Origin of the sequence: Streptomyces sp. NPDC020597, assembly GCF_044335095.1 — a bacterium.
In the GTDB taxonomy this organism is placed as follows: domain Bacteria; phylum Actinomycetota; class Actinomycetes; order Streptomycetales; family Streptomycetaceae; genus Streptomyces.
This window is the reverse complement of sequence record NZ_JBIRUL010000019.1, coordinates 117,270-134,150: the sequence shown is the minus strand read 5'-3', so window position 1 is coordinate 134,150 and position 16,881 is coordinate 117,270. Positions and strand designations below refer to the sequence as shown.

9 protein-coding genes are annotated in these 16,881 nt (G+C 72.8%); all 9 read right to left on the bottom strand.

Annotated elements, in window-relative coordinates; genetic code table 11:
* Positions 1 to 5: 5 nt before the first annotated feature.
* The 9 genes from ACH4ZA_RS28230 to ACH4ZA_RS28190 all read right to left on the bottom strand — a co-directional run bounded on the left by ACH4ZA_RS28230 (position 6) and on the right by ACH4ZA_RS28190 (position 16,842).
* Positions 6 to 2,594, bottom strand: coding sequence for a glycosyltransferase (locus ACH4ZA_RS28230; RefSeq protein WP_319278730.1), 2,589 nt, complete (start codon positions 2,592 to 2,594; stop codon positions 6 to 8).
* Between the two features lie 103 nt (positions 2,595 to 2,697).
* Positions 2,698 to 3,669: a Gfo/Idh/MocA family protein gene (locus ACH4ZA_RS28225; protein ID WP_398432201.1), complete on the bottom strand. Its 972-nt coding sequence runs from the start codon at positions 3,667 to 3,669 to the stop codon at positions 2,698 to 2,700.
* Between the two features lie 44 nt (positions 3,670 to 3,713).
* Complete coding sequence (locus ACH4ZA_RS28220) at positions 3,714 to 4,829, bottom strand: DegT/DnrJ/EryC1/StrS family aminotransferase (protein WP_319278816.1); 1,116 nt, start codon at positions 4,827 to 4,829, stop codon at positions 3,714 to 3,716.
* A gap of 434 nt (positions 4,830 to 5,263) precedes the next feature.
* Entirely contained in the window at positions 5,264 to 9,472 is a 4,209-nt protein-coding gene (locus ACH4ZA_RS28215; RefSeq protein WP_398432181.1) for an Rne/Rng family ribonuclease, read from the bottom strand.
* Positions 9,473 to 9,749: 277 nt separating this feature from the next.
* Positions 9,750 to 10,514: a TIGR03936 family radical SAM-associated protein gene (locus ACH4ZA_RS28210; RefSeq protein ID WP_319279236.1), complete on the bottom strand. Its 765-nt coding sequence runs from the start codon at positions 10,512 to 10,514 to the stop codon at positions 9,750 to 9,752.
* Positions 10,515 to 10,562: 48 nt separating this feature from the next.
* Complete coding sequence (locus ACH4ZA_RS28205) at positions 10,563 to 11,714, bottom strand: hypothetical protein (RefSeq protein WP_398432180.1); 1,152 nt, start codon at positions 11,712 to 11,714, stop codon at positions 10,563 to 10,565.
* 113 nt (positions 11,715 to 11,827) lie between these two features.
* On the bottom strand, positions 11,828 to 12,979 hold the full coding sequence (locus tag ACH4ZA_RS28200; protein WP_398432179.1) for a glycosyltransferase: 1,152 nt from the start codon (positions 12,977 to 12,979) through the stop codon (positions 11,828 to 11,830).
* Positions 12,980 to 13,224: 245 nt separating this feature from the next.
* Positions 13,225 to 15,165, bottom strand: a complete 1,941-nt coding sequence (locus ACH4ZA_RS28195; RefSeq protein WP_398432178.1) for a TIGR03960 family B12-binding radical SAM protein — start codon at positions 15,163 to 15,165, stop codon at positions 13,225 to 13,227.
* Positions 15,166 to 15,294: 129 nt separating this feature from the next.
* The gene (locus ACH4ZA_RS28190; protein WP_398432177.1) at positions 15,295 to 16,842 is read right to left on the bottom strand and encodes a CHAD domain-containing protein; all 1,548 of its coding nucleotides are present in this window, start codon (positions 16,840 to 16,842) and stop codon (positions 15,295 to 15,297) included.
* Positions 16,843 to 16,881 lie beyond the last annotated feature (39 nt).

Below are 16,881 nucleotides of genomic sequence, written 5' to 3'. Positions count from 1 at the left end.
ACCGGTCACTTGAGGAAATCGCTGAGGACCTGCACGGTCCAGGTCCCGTCGTGGTACATACGGGCGAACGCGGCGGACTCCCGGCCGATCCTGGCCGTGCCCTCGCGGTCGTCGACGAGGGACTTCACGACCTCGCCGAGGGTGTCGGGGGTGGCCGAGACGATGGGCAGGGCGCCGTCCGTCGCGGCCTTCACACCATCGCTGATGTAGGCGACCACAGGCTTACCGGCAGCCATCGCCTCGACGGCGAACGTGCCATAACTGCCGGTGGTGAACTGGTCGAGCACCAGGTCGCAGCTCTGCACCAGCTCGCGCATCTCGGCCCACGGGATGCCCTCGGCGAGCCGGAACTCGATGAGTCCCTGGTCGTGGAGCTCGGTCATCACGGGGATGATCCGGTCGGTGCCCTTGGTCCACCGCTTCGAGGGGGCGTGCAGCACCAGCGGCCGCTCGCGCTCCATCACGGGACGGTCCGTGGCCCAGGCCAGGACGTCCACGACCAGCGGTGCCCACTTCGCGGTGGGCAGGTCCTCCAGCAGGTCCGGCGTGGTGACGTACAGCGGCAGTCCGGCCTCGGTGGCGATCCGCTTGTTCCGCTCGGCCTTGGCCTGGAGCTTCTTCGCGATGCCCTTGGGGGCGTCGTGGAAGAGCGAGAACGGGTGGCGGGCCATGTGGTTGGCGGGGTGCCGGATCTCGCTGCCGTGCGCGAGCAGCGCCACCTTGATGCGGGCCTGCTTGAGCGCGTCGAGGTCGCCGGCGATGGTGGAGCCGTTGAGGTTGCCGAAGACGGGCATGAACGCATCCACCAGCAGATGCGTATAACGTCCGACGATCCGTTCCACCTGCTGGAACTGGACGGGCAGCTCACCGAGCGCGGTCGCGTCGACGTAGACGTCGGCCGGGTAGTCGAAGGACTCCGGTTGCTTGTTCATGACGACCTCGACCGACACGTCCGGGTTGACGCGCGTGATGGCCTGGGCGTACGCGGCGCCCTGGCCCGCGTAGTTGGCCGGGCCGAGGCCCAGCCGGACGCGGGTCTCGCCGAGCTTCTTCCAGGTCGGCTGGCCGTCGCCGTCCGTGATCTCCACGGTACGCACGGCGTCCGGGGTCTCCTGCACCGTCCAGGACAGCTCGGGCCGCGGGCCGGGCGGGGTCTTCTTCGACAGCTCGCGGTACAGCTTCATCAGCTTGGCGCTCTGCGTCTCCCAGGACAGGTCCGTGCGGACCTCCTCGGTGATCGCCTCGGCGAGCTCGGCGCGGTGCTCCATGGCCCGTGCGGCGGCCGTGGCGAACGTCTTCGGGTCGTCCCAGGTCCACACCTCGCCCAGGCCGCGCTCCTCGACGTACGCCTTGATGACCTTCACGTCGCTGGTGACCAGCGGCAGGCCGGCCTGCAGGTACTCGGAGACCTTCGTCGGCAGCGACACCTCGCAGTTGGGGACGCGCCGGAACGGGGTGAGGCCGAGGTCGGCGGAGGAGAGGTAGTCGGCGACCTCGTGCTGCGGCACGTACGGCACCAGGTGCACGCGGTCGCGCACGCCGAGGGCCTCCGCCCGGGCGAACAGCTGCTCGAGCAGGGGCGTCATCCGGCCGTGGACCAGGGCGAGATGGAAGCCCGGGAGGTCCGGCATGCCGTCGATCACGGCGTCCACACCGCGCTCGGGGCCGATCCAGCCCGCGTAGACCATCAGCGGCGTCTCGGGGCCGAGGCCGCAGGCCTTACGCACGGAGACGGTGGACTTGCTGCCGCCGATCACCTCACGGACCGGCGAGTTGCCCACCACCAGCGGCGACTTCGCCAGCTTGTGGTCGTTCTTCAGCAGCTCCGCCATCTGCGGGGACACGGTCACGACCGCGTCGGCGCGGCCGATGAACTCCGCCTCCACCGCGGGCAGCGCGGAGGCCTGGCGGCGGTTGGGCCACTCCACGCCGCGGATGTACTCGTGCGCGTCGTACAGCCAGACACAGGAGCGGCCGCGGGCGCGCAGCCGGGCCGCGCTGAGGGCCGCCGTGGCGATCATCGTCACGTCGTTGGCGTGGATGACGTCCGGCTCGACCTCTTCGATCACCGGTCCGAAGGCGAGGTCGAGGTCGACCACCTGCGGCCAGTCGCGGCGCCAGTCGCCGACCGGCGCCGGGTCCTTGGACTTGCGCCGCTGCTCCCACTTGAAGGCCTTGACCCGCAGCCGGTGCACCGACCGGCGGGCCCGCAGCGCGGCCTTGATCGACGCCCGGCGCGGGGAGCCCGCGTACGCGGTCTCGGCGGACTTCTGGCGGACCCACGCCCGGTAGGCCGCGGTGTAGCGGTTCAGCGCCGCCTGGTCCTGCAGGTTGAACTGGGTGGCGGCCGCCCGCAGGGGGCGCGCCTTGCGGGTGTTCACCTCACGCAGGTAGTCCACGCCCACCGGGACGCGGATCACCTCGATCGGACCCATCTTCGACCGCTGGACGCGCTTGCTGTCGCTCCGGCCGATGAGGGTCACGTCCCAGCCGTCCCGGGCCGCGGCGACAGCGGTCTTCTGTACGCGAGAGTCGCCTGTGATGCCGTTGGCGACAATCACGGCAAGGCGCGGCCGGCGGGCAGGGGATTCCATGTGTGAGTTCCTCCGAGTGGAAGACAGAAGTTCGGCGTCCCCGGTTCCACGATCGGGTGGGAACCGGGGACGGGCGTTGTCGGCGACCCGCCACGCGGGTGTGTCAGGCCGCTCCGCTGCGGCTGTCGTCGAACCGCAGGGTCGTGCCCTGCGCCGCCGATTCCAGCACCGCGGCCGCCACCTCGACGGTGCGCATGCCCTGGCGGAGGGTGCAGATGTCGGCGGGCTTGCCGAGCACCGCGTCCCGGAAGAGCTCGTGCTCCACCTGCAGCGGCTCGCGCTTCGCGATGGCGTACCTGATCATGTCGCCCTCGGAGACACCGCGGAAGGCCCGCAGGGCCTCCCACTCGGTGGTCACCGCGGCGTTGGAGTGGAACGTGAGATCGGCGGTGAGGGTGTCGGCTATGAAGCAGCCCCGCTCACCGGTGACCGAGGTGAACCGCTCCTTGAGCGGGCTCAGCCAGTTCACCAGGTGGTTGACCATGGTGCCGTCGTCGAGACGGCCCACCGCGGAGACCATGTCCTCGTGCTCACGACCGCTCTTGGAGACGGTGTGCGCGGCGATGGACACGTACTGCCGCCCCGTCACCCATCCGGTGAGGTCGATGTCGTGGGTGGCGAGGTCCTTGACGACGCCGACGTCCGCGATGCGGTGCGGGAAGGGGCCCTGGCGGCGGGTGACGACCTGGTAGACGTCGCCCAGCTCACCGGCCTCCAGCCGCGCCCGCAGCGACATCAGCGCCGGGTTGCAGCGCTCGATGTGACCGACGCCGGCCACCAGACCCCGCGACTCGAATGCCTCGACGAGACGGCGGGCGCCCTCGACGGTGTCGGCGACGGGCTTCTCGACCAGGGCGCAGACCCCGGCCTCGGCGAGCGCCAGGCCGACCGGCTCGTGCAGGGCGGTGGGGCAGGCCACGACCGCGTAGTCCACGCCGAGGGCGATGAGCTCCTCGACGGTGTTCAGGATCGGCGCCCCCTGGGCGGCGCCGAACTTGTCACCCATCGGGTCGACGACGCCGACGAGCTCGACGCCGTCCAGACCGGACAGGACGCGGGCGTGGTGACGCCCCATGGAACCGAGGCCGACGAGTCCCGCTCGCAGCGACTTCCCGGTACTCACAGTTGCTCCCCCAGAGCATTGACAGCGGTGACGATGCGCTCCAGGTCCTGCGTGGACAGGGCCGGGTGCACGGGCAGCGAAACGACCTCGGCGGCCGCGCGGTCCGTCTCGGGCAGGTCCCAGTCACGACCCGCCTTCTGGTCCGGCTCCCAGTACGGCTTCAGCCGGTGGATGGGCGTCGGGTAGTACACGGCGTTGCCGATGCCGGCCTCGGTCAGCTTGGCCATGGCGGCGTCGCGGTCACCCTGGATGCGCACCGTGTACTGGTGGTAGATGTGCCGCGCGCCCTCGGCGACCTTCGGCGTGAGCACGTTCGGCGCGGTGATGTGCTCGGTGAGGTACGCGGCGTTGGCGATGCGCTGCTCGGTCCAGGCGTCCAGCTTGCCGCGCTGGACGCGGCCGATCGCGGCGGACACGTCCGTCATGCGCACGTTGGCGCCGACGATCTCGTTGGCGTAGCGCGTCTCCATGCCCTGGTTGCGCAGCAGGCGCAGGGTCCGCGCGGTCTCCGCGTCACCGGTGGAGATCATGCCGCCCTCGAGGCTGTGCATGTTCTTCGTCGGGTAGAAGCTGAACGTGCCCGCGGCGCCGAAGGCGCCTACCGGGGTGCCGTTCAGCGCGGCCGCGTGCGCCTGGCAGGCGTCCTCGACCACGGCGAGCCCGTGCTGCTGTGCGATCGCCATGATCTGGTCCATGGCCGCCGGGTGACCGTACAGGTGCACCGGCATGATCGCGGCGGTGCGCGGCGACAGGGCCGCCTCGACCGCGGCCGGGGACAGACAGAACGTCTCCGGGTCGATGTCGGCGAAGACCACGTCGGCGCCGACCAGCCGGACCGCGTTGGCGGAGGCCGCGAAGGAGAACGACGGCACGATGACCTCGTCGCCCGGGCCGAGGCCGAGGGCGAGGAGCGACAGGTGAAGAGCCGAGGTGCCGGAGTTGACCGCGACGCAGTGGCGCCCGTCGACCAGCTCCGAGAACTCCTCCTCGAAGGCGGCCACCTCGGGCCCTTGGACGACCATGCCGCTGCGCAGTACGCGTACCGCGGCCTCGATCTCCTCCTCGCCGATCACAGGCTTGGCGGCCGGTATGAACACATGGGCGTCGGTCATCGACATCCCCTCCTCTACGGCGACCTCGAAGGCGCACCACGTCTTGCCTGGTCGGGAAGGAGCCGTGTCGATGCTCAGCACGGCCGCATCCCTGGTTGTCCGCCGATGCCTGTGGGCGGGCGAACGGCTTGTACACAGGACCCGCCTCATAGGGTTCCTGGCGGGAAGTCAGCCGTGTCCGGCTGGAAGACCGGATGTGCTCCATCGGCTGTGGTCACGGTGTGCATGTCATCGGCCACCGGGACCACAGTGCACGTTACCAGCCCGCGGACGGCGATTTTCTCCAGGGTTATCGCAGTGAAACCCAGTGCGTGGGTGCGCTCTGTCACAAGCAGAACACAGAGTAACCCGCGGGTGAACGCACGGCGACGCGGACACCCGGGGTGCCGGGCGGCCGCGTCGCCGTGCGTTCACGAAGGCTCCCTCACGGGGCGTCAGTCCTCCGTCGGGGCGGAGACCGACGGCGCGCTCTGCTCCGCGGCCACCGTCTTCTTGGCCACCGTCTTCGCCGCCTTCTTGGCCGTCGTCTTCTTGGCGACGGTCTTCTTCGCGGCCGTCTTCTTGACCGCCGCCGTCTTCGTGGCGGCCTTCTTGGCCGTGGCCTTCTTCGCCGTCTTGCGGGCGGCCGTCTTCTTCGCCGGAGCGGCCTCCGCCTCCTCGGCGACGGGCGCCTCGGTCGCGGCGGCGACCGGCTCCCCGGCCTCGTCCGTGACGGCGGCCTGCGGCGCGGCCGACGGGACGACCACGACGGCCGTCTCCTCGGACGCGGTAGGCGCGGTGGCCTTGCGCACGGCCCGGCGGCGCGGGCGGGCCGGAGCCGCGCTCTCGACGACGGGCTCCGCGACGGTCGCGTCGCCCGGCACGGCCTCCGGCTGCGCGGCCTCGGGCTGCGCCTCGGCGACCGGGGCCGGCGCGGCCGCCGGCTCGGCGACTGTCACCACGGCGGCCTCTGCGCCCGCCGGCGATCCGGCCGGCGCGGACACCTTGCGGGTGGCGCGCCGGCGCGTACGGCCCTTGGGCGCTGCCTCGTCGACGGCCGGCGTGTCCGCCGCCTGCGCGGCCTCGACGACCGGGTCCTCGACCGCGACCGGCTCGGCGTGCGCCGCGGCCGCCTCGGCGGGCTGCACCGGACGCTCGGCCTCCGCCTCGGCGGTGACCTCCTGCGCGGTGGGCGCGTCGACGAGCGTCCCGGGAGCCGCGGGCGACGCGGGGGCCGCCTCGACGGTCTCCGCCGCGCCGAACGCGTCGGAGTCGCCCGTCCTGCGCGACGCGCCGCCTCGCGGCGTGCCCGCCGGGGCGGACGCCCTGCGGCTCGTCCGGCGACGGCCACGGCCACGGCCGGCGGAGGCCTCCGCCTCGGCGATGCTGCTGTACAGCTCCTCGTCCGGCGCGAACTCCGGGGCGGCGAGCGCGACCGGCTCGGCCACCTCGGCGGCGACCTCGGCCTCGCTCTCCGTCTCGTGCTCGACGCCCAGCGGCTCGACGGCGTCGACCGCCGCCTCGTGCTCGTGGACGTGTCCGTCACCGCCACGGCCGCGCTTCTTGCGCTTCCCGCCGCCGCCGACCGCGGTCGGCTGCTCCATGTGGACGATGACGCCGCGCCCGTTGCAGTGCACACAGGTCTCGGAGAACGACTCCAGCAGACCCTGCCCGACCCGCTTGCGGGTCATCTGGACGAGGCCCAGCGAGGTCACCTCGGCCACCTGGTGCTTCGTGCGGTCGCGGCCCAGGCACTCCAGCAGACGCCGCAGCACCAGGTCCCGGTTGGACTCCAGCACCATGTCGATGAAGTCGATCACGATGATGCCGCCGAGGTCGCGCAGCCGCAGCTGCCGCACGATCTCCTCGGCCGCCTCCAGGTTGTTCCTGGTGACCGTCTCCTCGAGGTTGCCGCCCTGCCCGGTGAACTTGCCGGTGTTGACGTCGACCACGACCATCGCCTCGGTCCGGTCGATCACCAGCGAACCGCCGCTGGGCAGCCAGACCTTGCGGTCCAGCGCCTTGGCGAGCTGCTCGTCGATCCGGTACGTGGCGAAGACGTCGACCTCGGAGGTCCACTTCGACAGCCGCTCGGCGAGGTCGGGCGCGACGTGCGAGACGTACCCGTGGATCGTCGACCATGCCTCGTCACCGCTGACGATGACCTTGGTGAAGTCCTCGTTGAAGATGTCGCGCACGACCCGGACGGTCATGTCCGGCTCGCCGTACAGCAGCGTCGGGGCGTTGCCGCCGTTCTTCGCCTTCTTCTGGATGTCCTCCCACTGGCCCTGCAGCCGCTCGACGTCACGGCGCAGCTCGTCCTCGCTGGCGCCCTCGGCGGCGGTGCGCACGATGACGCCCGCGTCCTCGGGGACGATCTTCTTGAGGATCGTCTTCAGCCGGGCCCGCTCGGTGTCGGGCAGCTTGCGGCTGATGCCGGTCATCGAGCCTTCGGGCACGTACACGAGGTAGCGGCCCGGCAGGGAGACCTGGCTGGTCAGACGTGCGCCCTTGTGCCCGATCGGGTCCTTGGTGACCTGCACGAGGACCGACTGGCCCGACTTCAGGGCGGCCTCGATACGGCGCGGCCCGTTGGCCATGCCGAGCGCCTCGAAGTTCACCTCGCCGGCGTACAGGACGGCGTTGCGCCCCTTGCCGATGTCGATGAAGGCGGCCTCCATCGACGGCAGCACGTTCTGGACCTTGCCCAGGTACACGTTGCCGACGTACGAGGTGGCCTGCTCCTTGTTGACGTAGTGCTCGACGAGCACGTTGTCCTCGAGGACGCCGATCTGGGTGCGCTCGCCGCTCTGGCGGACGACCATCACCCGCTCGACGGCCTCGCGGCGGGCCAGGAACTCGGCCTCGGTGATGATCGGCACCCGGCGGCGGCCCTGCTCACGGCCTTCCCGGCGGCGCTGCTTCTTGGCCTCCAGGCGCGTCGAGCCCTTGATGGACTGCACCTCGTCGGACGGCTCGGAGGGCTTGCGCGGCTCGCGGACCTTGACGACGGTGCGCTCCGGGTCCCCGTCGCCGGGCTCGGCCTCGGTGGACGAGTCGCCGGCGCGACGGCGACGACGACGGCGACGACGGCTTCCGGCGGTGGAACCGCCCGCCTCCTCGTCCTCCGCGTCCTCGTCCTCCTGCTCGGCGGTGTCCTCGGCGTCCTGCGCGGACTGCTCGGCGGCGAACTCGTCCGAGTCGGCGTCGGCGGAGTCCCCCTCGCCGTCGGCGGAGTCGCCACGGCGACGGCGACGGCCGCCCCGACGGCGACGGCGGCGCGAACCGGTCTCCTCGGTCTCGTCGTCGCCGTCGGCGACGTCCTCGGCCTCGTCGGCGTCCTCCGGCTCGGTCTCCGGCTCGTCCTCGACGGCGGGGGCGGCGGCCCGGGGCGCGGTGGTGCGGTCGGCCTCGCTCTCGTCGCCGGATCCGGCGGTCCGGCGGCGGCGGCGACGGCGCGAACCGGCCTGCTCCTCCACCGGCTCCTGCACCTCTTCGTGCTCCTCGGCCTCCGGCTCACCGGCGCCGGCCTCCGCGGCGGCGGCCTCCGCGGCCGCCCGCTGCGGGGTCTGGAACTGCGGCTCGGCGAACACGGGCGCCTGGAACACGGCGACCGCGGGCCGCGCGGGGCGGCTCGGCGCGTCGGACTCGGCACGCTCCTGGGCGGGCGCGGTGAAGCCGCCGGCGGCCCGGCGGACCACGCGCCGGCGGCCACGGCGGGAACCTGCGTCCTCGTCGGCGGGCGCCTCGGCGGCGGCCTCCGGCGCCGTCTCCCCGGTCACGGCGGCGCGGGACGGCTCGACCGGCTCGGAGACCGGCTCGGAGACCTTCACTGCCTCGTCGACCGCGGGAACCTCGGCCTCGGCGGGCGCGGTGGCACGGCGGGTCGCGCGGCGGCGGGCGCGGGGGGCGGGCTCGGCGGGCGCCTCGGCGGCGACGGCGGGCGTCTCGGGCTCCGGAGCCACGGCGGGCGTCTCGGCCTCGGCGGCGACTGCGGGCGTCTCGGCTTCCGGGGCCCCGGCGGGGGCGGTCGCCCGGCGGGTGGCCCGACGGCGGGTACGGGGGGCGGCCTCGGCGGGCGCCTCGGGCGCGGGCTCCGGCTCGGGCTCGGGCTCGGACTTCGCGAGGACCTTCTCGGAGGCCGGCTCGACGGCGGGCTCGACGAGCTCGGCCACGGCCTCGTCGGCCGGCGCGGACACGCGGCGCGTGGCCCGGCGGCGGGCACGGCGAGGAGCGGCGTCCTCGGCGGGGGCCTCCTCGGCCTCGGCCACGGCCTGCTCCGCGGGGGCTTCCTCCGCCGCGGCCGCGGGCACGACGGTCTCGGCGGCCTCGACGGCGGCCGGGGCTCCGGCGGGCGCGGAGGCGCGACGGGTGGCCCGGCGGCGCGCACGGGGCGCTGCCTCGGGCTCCGGCGCCGCGGCGTCCGTGGAGACGTTCTCCTCCGGGACGGTCACGTCCTGGAGGTCCTCCTCCGCCAGCTGCTCGGCGGACTCCACTGCCGGTATGGCCGGCGTGGTGATCTCGGCCGGGGCTTCGGCGGCGGCGACCGGCGGACCCGCCGGGCGGGAAGCGGCACGGCGCCGACGACGCGGCGGCAGTGTGTCGCTGGGGGTGTTCGCATCGGAGTCCGGAACGGACTCTGTGGATTCGGTTGGCTCGAGCATGCGGGCGTTTCTCCCGTCAGGCTCCCGGGCGCCGCGCCTGGTCCGGCGGCGATCACGAAGGATCGGCCGCCGTTGACGTCCGCGGCTCGCGCGATGCGCGGTGCCGCCGTCCGGGGCGCGGGCGCCGCACGGGAGCTCTCTGTGTCCTGTCTCGCCGGTTCCGTACGCCTCATGCGCACGGCCTGGCGAAAGTCTTCTGGTCGGTTCGCCGCCCGACCCAGGTGGCTCCCGAGTACGAGGGCGGCGCTACGGCGTACGTTCCTTCGCGGAACCTTCCCTACGCGGGCGCCTTCGCGGCGGCAGCGGATCCGGCCGTTGTGGGGGCCTGCACTGCCTCGCGGTCGGGCGCGAGCGGGTCGGTCACCGTGCCGGTCTCTGCGTCGAACAGCCCCTGCGCCAGCCTGGTCACCGCTGCGGGGACCGGCGGCGCCAGGTCGGCCACGGCGCGAAGACCGGACAGGACGTCGTCGGGTCGTACGGCAGGCGTCACGTGCCGAACAACCAGCCGCAGTATCGCACAGGGCTGGTCGGTCGGCCTATCAGCGGGTTCACTGTGCGTTTCCAGCCGGGCGACCGCGGCACGGGCGTCGAAGGTGCGGACGCCGTTCTTGGTCATGCGCTGGACCTCGACGGCGTCGGCCTCGTTGAAGGCGTCCACCGCCCGGTCGGCGTCGGCCGGGTCCACGCCGTCCAGCCGCAGCTCCCACACGGAGGCCGTCAGCCGGTCGGCGAGGCCCGAGGTCCGGGCCTCGACCGCGTCGACGACGTCGAGCCCGGCGGGCAGCGACTCGTCGAGGAGGACTCTCAGTTTCTCCGGGTCACGCGCCGCGGTGAGCGCGATCTCCAGATACTCCGCCTCACTGCCCGTGCCGGTGGGTGCGGCATTGGCGTACGACACCTTCGGGTGCGGCGTGAACCCCGCCGAGTACGCCATCGGCACCTCGGCACGGCGCAACGCACGCTCGAAGGCGCGCTGGAAGTCACGGTGGCTGGTGAACCGGAGGCGGCCGCGCTTGGTGTAGCGCAGTCGGATGCGCTGCACCGCGGGTGCGGGCGGCGGGCCTTCGGGCTGTCGCTTGCCCAGTGTCGTTCAGTCCTTCGTGAGAGCGGTCGTACTGCTACCAAGAGTACGTGCCTCGCCCGTCGATGGTTCCCGCCGGCCGATCCCCGCCGGCTGCCGCTGTTCGCCGAAGAGCAGCCGCCGCACGTCGACGCGGGCCTGCCGGGCCGTCTCGCGGGCCGCGGCCAAGGCCTGCCGGGTGGCCCGGCCCACGCTGCGCGCGGCACGGGCTGCGGGTTGCAGCACGGCGTCGCGGACGACGTGCCCGACCGGGGTGAGGACGGTCCGGTACGCCCAGCGCACCGGCTCGACGAAGATCCACCGCAGGAGGGTCCCGAGGAACCGTCCGACCGTCAGTGACAGGCGTCCGGCGATCCGCCAGGCGTGCCCGAGCGCGTCCCCCACCTCCCGTGCGACCACCACGAGGAAGCGGCCGACGGGGGCGAGCACGCAGCGCCACAGGGCGGCCGCGGGCAGCACGACCAGGATCCTGGCGGTCCAGTACAGGACCGCCCCGACGCCGCTGACCAGCACCGCCAGGAGGCGCCCCACCCCGAGCGCGCACCAGGCGACGGCCCGGCCGACCGGCGCGAGGAGCCACGTGTGCAGCCACCGGGCGGGGATGACGACGACGTACCGCAGCAGCCAGGCGACGGCCGTGCACGAGCCGATCCCGACGGCGGCGAGGACGGCCGCGCACCCCTTGGCCAGCCACGCGAGCGCGTGCCCCACCGGAGTCAGCACGCGCGCGTACACCCACACGAGCCCGGTCCGGGCCGTACGCGCCAGCCAGGCGACGCCCTGCCCGAGGGGCGTGAGGACGTACCGGTACAGCCAGAGCGCCGGAACGACCAGCAGCACCCGCCCGAGCCAGGCGAGCGCCCTGCCCGCGGGGGCCAGGACGTACCGCCACAGCCCGATCAGCGGCAGAACGAACAGCGCCCTCCCCAGCCAGAGCAGGGCCCGCCCGAACGGCCGCAGCACGGTGTCCCGGAGCAACCGTCCCGCGACGACGAGGAGGTCCCACGCCATCCGCACGGGCACGACCAGCACGAGCACCACGATCCGCACGGGCAGCCGGATCGCGACGACCAGACACCCCTCGGGAGCCCGGCCGCCCGGCGCGGACGGCTGCACGGGCGGTTCGGCGGGCGGTTCGGCGGTCCGTTTCTGCAGGTCCATGTGGACGTAGACGCCACAACGGGCTCCACGGATGCGCCGACGCGAGCACGCCGACCCGAACGGCCCCTCACGGCCCGGACCCCGCCGGCGTCGACCGCACGTGATCGGCGCACCTAGGGCTTGCGGTCCCGTGCCGCCTTTGCGGCCCGGGCCGACCTCGGACGGCGTGCCGGGGCCGCCGGCTCCGGCCCGTCCTCGGCGTGGCGAAGGGAGAGCTCCCGGTTGCTCTCGACCTGCCGGCGGACGGCGTGGGGCAGGTCCGGCATCGCCAGCAGCGCGTCGCAGGACCGGACGGCGGCCGTGTGGTCGCCCACCGCGTAGGCGCAGACGGAGAACTCGAAGAGCAGTCCCCACCGGTACACCCAGGACCTGGTGAAAAGCAGATCGTCCGGCTCGTGACGGCCCACGACCGCGCCCAGCAGGGAGAACGCCGTGTGGTAGCGGCTTCGCAGGCGCAGCCGCGAGGCCAGTTCGTAGACGGCCTCGAGCCGGGTGGGGCGGGACTCCCAGGCGCGGGAGAACGCGTCCATCGCCCCGGGCCAGTCGTCGGCTTGCTCCGCCCGGAGGATCCCCGTCTCCAGGAGCGAGCAGTACACCTCCTCCCCCCAGCCGCCCATTCCGGCCCGCCGCTCGTACAGCGCGATCGCCTCGTCCGCATGCCCCAGATCACGTTCGGTGTTGGCGAGGTAGAAGACCGTGCGCGGGTTGGCCGGGTCGCGCTCGAACTCGGCGCGCAGCAACCGCGCGTCGCGCTCGGAGCCGCCGCTGCGGCAGCCGCCGTCCGCGTGGTCCTCGATGACGAGGGCGTCCAGGTTCTCCTGGCGGTCGGGACCGTCGGTGCAGGGGTACTCGTGGGTGACGCCCTCGTACCGCCAGGACCGGTCGCCCCGCATGAGGTGCTTGAAGCGGTGCTGGGAGCCGGGGGTGTCGTAGCGCAGCATGTACGAGTCCGCCGTCAGCCGGGGCAGCGGGGCGTCCTGCCGCAGGACGTGGTCGGCGTCGAGCGTGAGCAGGTAGTCGGCCTTGCCTAGGGCGTGCCGGATGTTCCGTGTCCGGTTGTGCCCGAAGTCGACCCAGGGCTCGTCGTGGAGCTCTCCCGGGATGCCGTCGAGCACCTCCCGGATCACTTCCCGCGTCCCGTCGGTCGAGCCGGTGTCGGAGATCACCCAGTAGTCGATGAGGGGGCGCACGGACTCCAGGCAGCGGCCGATCACCTGCGACTCGTCCTTGACGATCATGCACAGGCACAGGGTCTGGTGTTTCACGGGCGTCAAGGTGGCACAGGGCCCGCACCCGGCCGTCCGTCCCACGCGAGGCGTACCCCGTCAGAAGGCGGCGATTGGTCCGATGCGCCGACGTGGGCCGCGCCGCCGGGGCCGCGGCGCGAGAGGGGAGCACGCTGTGCCGCGGGCCGGTCGCCGCCGCGACGGCGAGCGAAGGGGCCCTCGACAGTGTCGAGGGCCCCCTTCCCGTCTCGGCCCGTCGAGGGCCCCGTGACGTCTCGGCCGGCTCAGCCGGCCGGCGCGGTCTGCTTGACCTCCAGCGGCAGCAGCTTCCTGCCCGTCGGGCCGATCTGGATGTGGGTGTCCATCGCCGGGCAGACGCCGCAGTCGAAGCAGGGGGTCCAGCGGCAGTCCTCGACCTCGGTCTCGTCGAGGGCGTCCTGCCAGTCCTCCCAGAGCCAGTCCTTGTCGAGGCCCGAGTCCAGGTGGTCCCAGGGCAGGACCTCCTCGTACGTCTTCTCGCGGGTCGTGTACCAGTCGACGTCCACGCCGAAGGCGGGCAGCGTCTTGTCGGCGCAGCTCATCCAGCGGTCGTAGGAGAAGTGCTCCCGCCAGCCGTCGAAGCGGCCGCCGTCCTCGTAGACGGCCCGGATGACCGCGCCGACGCGGCGGTCGCCGCGCGAGAGCAGTCCCTCGACGATGCCGGGCTTGCCGTCGTGGTAGCGGAAGCCGATGGAGCGGCCGTACTTCTTGTCGCCGCGGATCTTGTCCCGGAGCTTCTGGAGGCGCGCGTCCGTCTCCTCGGCGGAGAGCTGGGGGGCCCACTGGAAGGGGGTGTGCGGCTTGGGCACGAACCCGCCGATGGAGACCGTGCAGCGGATGTCGTTCTGGCCGGAGACCTTGCGGCCCTCGGCGATCACGTTCATCGCCATGTCGGCGATCTGCAGGACGTCCTCGTCCGTCTCCGTGGGCAGGCCGCACATGAAGTACAGCTTCACCTGACGCCAGCCGTTGCCGTACGCGGTGGAGACGGTGCGGATCAGGTCCTCCTCGGAGACCATCTTGTTGATGACCTTGCGCATGCGCTCGGAGCCGCCCTCGGGGGCGAACGTCAGGCCGGAGCGACGGCCGTTGCGCGTCAGCTCGTTCGCCAGGTCGACGTTGAAGGCGTCCACGCGGGTGGAGGGGAGGGACAGGCCGATCTTGTCCTCCTCGTAGCGGTCCGCGAGTCCCTTGGCGACCTCGCCGATCTCGCTGTGGTCGGCGCTCGACAGCGAGAGCAGGCCGACCTCCTCGAAGCCGGTGGCCTTCAGGCCCTTCTCCACCATCTCGCCGATGCCCGTGATGGAGCGCTCGCGCACCGGGCGGGTGATCATGCCGGCCTGGCAGAAACGGCAGCCACGGGTGCAGCCGCGGAAGATCTCGACCGACATGCGCTCGTGGACCGTCTCGGCCAGGGGGACGAGGGGCTGCTTGGGGTACGGCCATTCGTCCAGGTCCATGACCGTGTGCTTCGACACGCGCCACGGGACGCCCGACCTGTTGGGGACCACGCGCGCGATACGGCCGTCCGGCAGGTACTCGACGTCGTAGAACCGCGGGATGTACACCGCTCCCGTCTTCGCGAGGCGGAGGAGGACCTCCTCGCGGCCGCCGGGGCGGCCCTCGGCCTTCCACTCGCGGATGATCTTCGTCATGTCGAGCACGGCCTGCTCGCCGTCGCCGATGACCGCCGCGTCGATGAAGTCGGCGATCGGCTCGGGGTTGAAGGCCGCGTGGCCGCCGGCCAGCACGATCGGGTCGTCGAGACCGCGGTCCCGGGACTCCAGCGGAATGCCCGCGAGGTCCAGCGCCGTCAGCATGTTGGTGTAGCCCAGCTCCGTGGAGAAGGACAGGCCGAAGACGTCGAACGCCTTCACCGGACGGTGGCTGTCCACGGTGAACTGCGGGACGGCGTGCTCCCGCATCAGCGCCTCCAGGTCCGGCCACACGCTGTAGGTGCGCTCGGCGAGGACGCCCTCCTGCTCGTTCAGCACCTCGTAGAGGATCATGACGCCCTGGTTGGGCAGGCCGACCTCGTACGCGTCCGGGTACATCAGCGCCCAGCGGACGTCTGAGGACTCCCAGGGCTTGACCGTGGAGTTGAGCTCGCCGCCCACGTACTGGATCGGCTTCTGCACATGCGGGAGCAGTGCTTCGAGCTGCGGGAAGACCGACTCGACAGACATCGCGGGGGCACCTTCGTGAGCGGACCGGGGGTCCCCCCGGGCGGAGGCTGGGGGGTGACCATCTAGCCTAACCCGGCCGAGGACCTCCCCCACCCCGAGAGAACCGCCGCGGTCCGCCGCGGTCCGCCGCTAGACCTCCGCCGCGCCGCTGATCCGCTCCCAGGCCTTCGGCAGCTCCTTCTCCACCAGCTCGGCCCGCCGCTCCTCCCGCCCGTACAGCAGCCCGTACGTGAACGCGCTCTCCCCCGCCGCGTGCGCCACGGCGGACAGTTCGCGCAGGGTCTGCCGGGCCATGACGCTGTCCTGGTGCTCGCCGAGCAGGCTCTGCAGCGACTTCATGGACTTGGCCAGCGCCTTGGCCCGGCCGCCGATCGCCGGGGTCGCCGTCTCCGCCGCGTACCGGGTCCGCTTGGTCTTCTTGCGTGCCTCGTGCAGGCCCTCGTCCCGGTCCCGGCCCGGCGGCTCCGCCATGGCCCGCTCGACGAGGTCGGACACCTTTCCGAGGTCCTTGCGCACGGCCTTGGCGAGCACCTTGGCCGGCTCGCCCTCGGCCGCCTTCCGCAGCGGCGGGTCGGCGACGAACGCGTCGAGGGCGTCCAGCAGGGTCAGGTAGCGCGCCGAGTCGAGGACGCCCAGCAGCCGGCTGCGGGAGCCGTGGTGCTGGGCCTTGGCCCAGGTCTGCAGCCGCTCGGCGACCGGGCCGGAGACGAGCGTGTGCGGCACGTCCTCCAGACCTGCCCCGAGGCGCTCGGCCAGCACCTCCTGATCGCGGCCCACGCCCAGCTCGCCGGCCAGCCACTTCAGCTCGACGCCGATCGGGTCGGTGACGCCCCGGTCGAGGACCTTGCGGAACGAGCGGAAGGTGCTGCGCAGGCGGCGGGTGGCGACGCGCATGTCGTGCACCGCGTCCTCGGCGTCCTGGCGCACGGCCGGATCGAGCGCGAGGATCGCGTCCCGCTGCGCTCGGACGTACGCCAGGACATGGTCGCCCGCGGTCACGGGCTCCCTGTCCGAGCCCTTGCGCCCCGCCCCCGCCGCCTCGGCCGCCGCCTTCGTCCTCGCCTTGGCCCGCTTCTTCCGGGGCGCCGTCTCCGCCAGGGCCCGCGCCAGCTTCGACGCCGACTTCGAGGGCCGCACGCCCGCCTTGCGCAGCCTCTTGTCCAGCTTGTCGAGCAGGGCGGGATCGCCGCCGTCGGCGAGCTCCACCTCGATCTCGGTCCACTGGGCCCGGCCCTCGCCGCCGAACAGCCGGTCCGCCCGGACGGCGTCCACGCTGGCCTCGGCGAGCAGCCGGCCCTCGGCGTCGAGGAGAAGGCGGACGTCACGCGCCGAGCGCAGTCGCACCACGGGCACCAGCTGTCCCTCGCGGACGCGGGAGCGAACCAGCCCGGCGAGCTCGTCGGGCACGGTGTCGGAGAGCGGGGCCCTGATCTCGTCGCGGACGCCGACGGCGACGGGGAGTTTCAGGTGCCAGCCGGCGTCGGAGCCCCCGGTGCGACGGCGCAGGGTGATGGAGGCCGCCGCCAGTCGCAGGTCGGACGTGTCGTAGTAGGTCGCGTCCAGCTCGGCGACGCCTTGGTCGAGGACGGACGCGACCCCGGCCGCACCGGTCAGGTCAGGCAGTCCACTGTCATCGGATTCGTACTTGCGCTCGATCTCGCGTTTCGTCTCCGCCATGAATTGAATCTAGTCGCAGTCGGGCCCGTACGGCAGTGC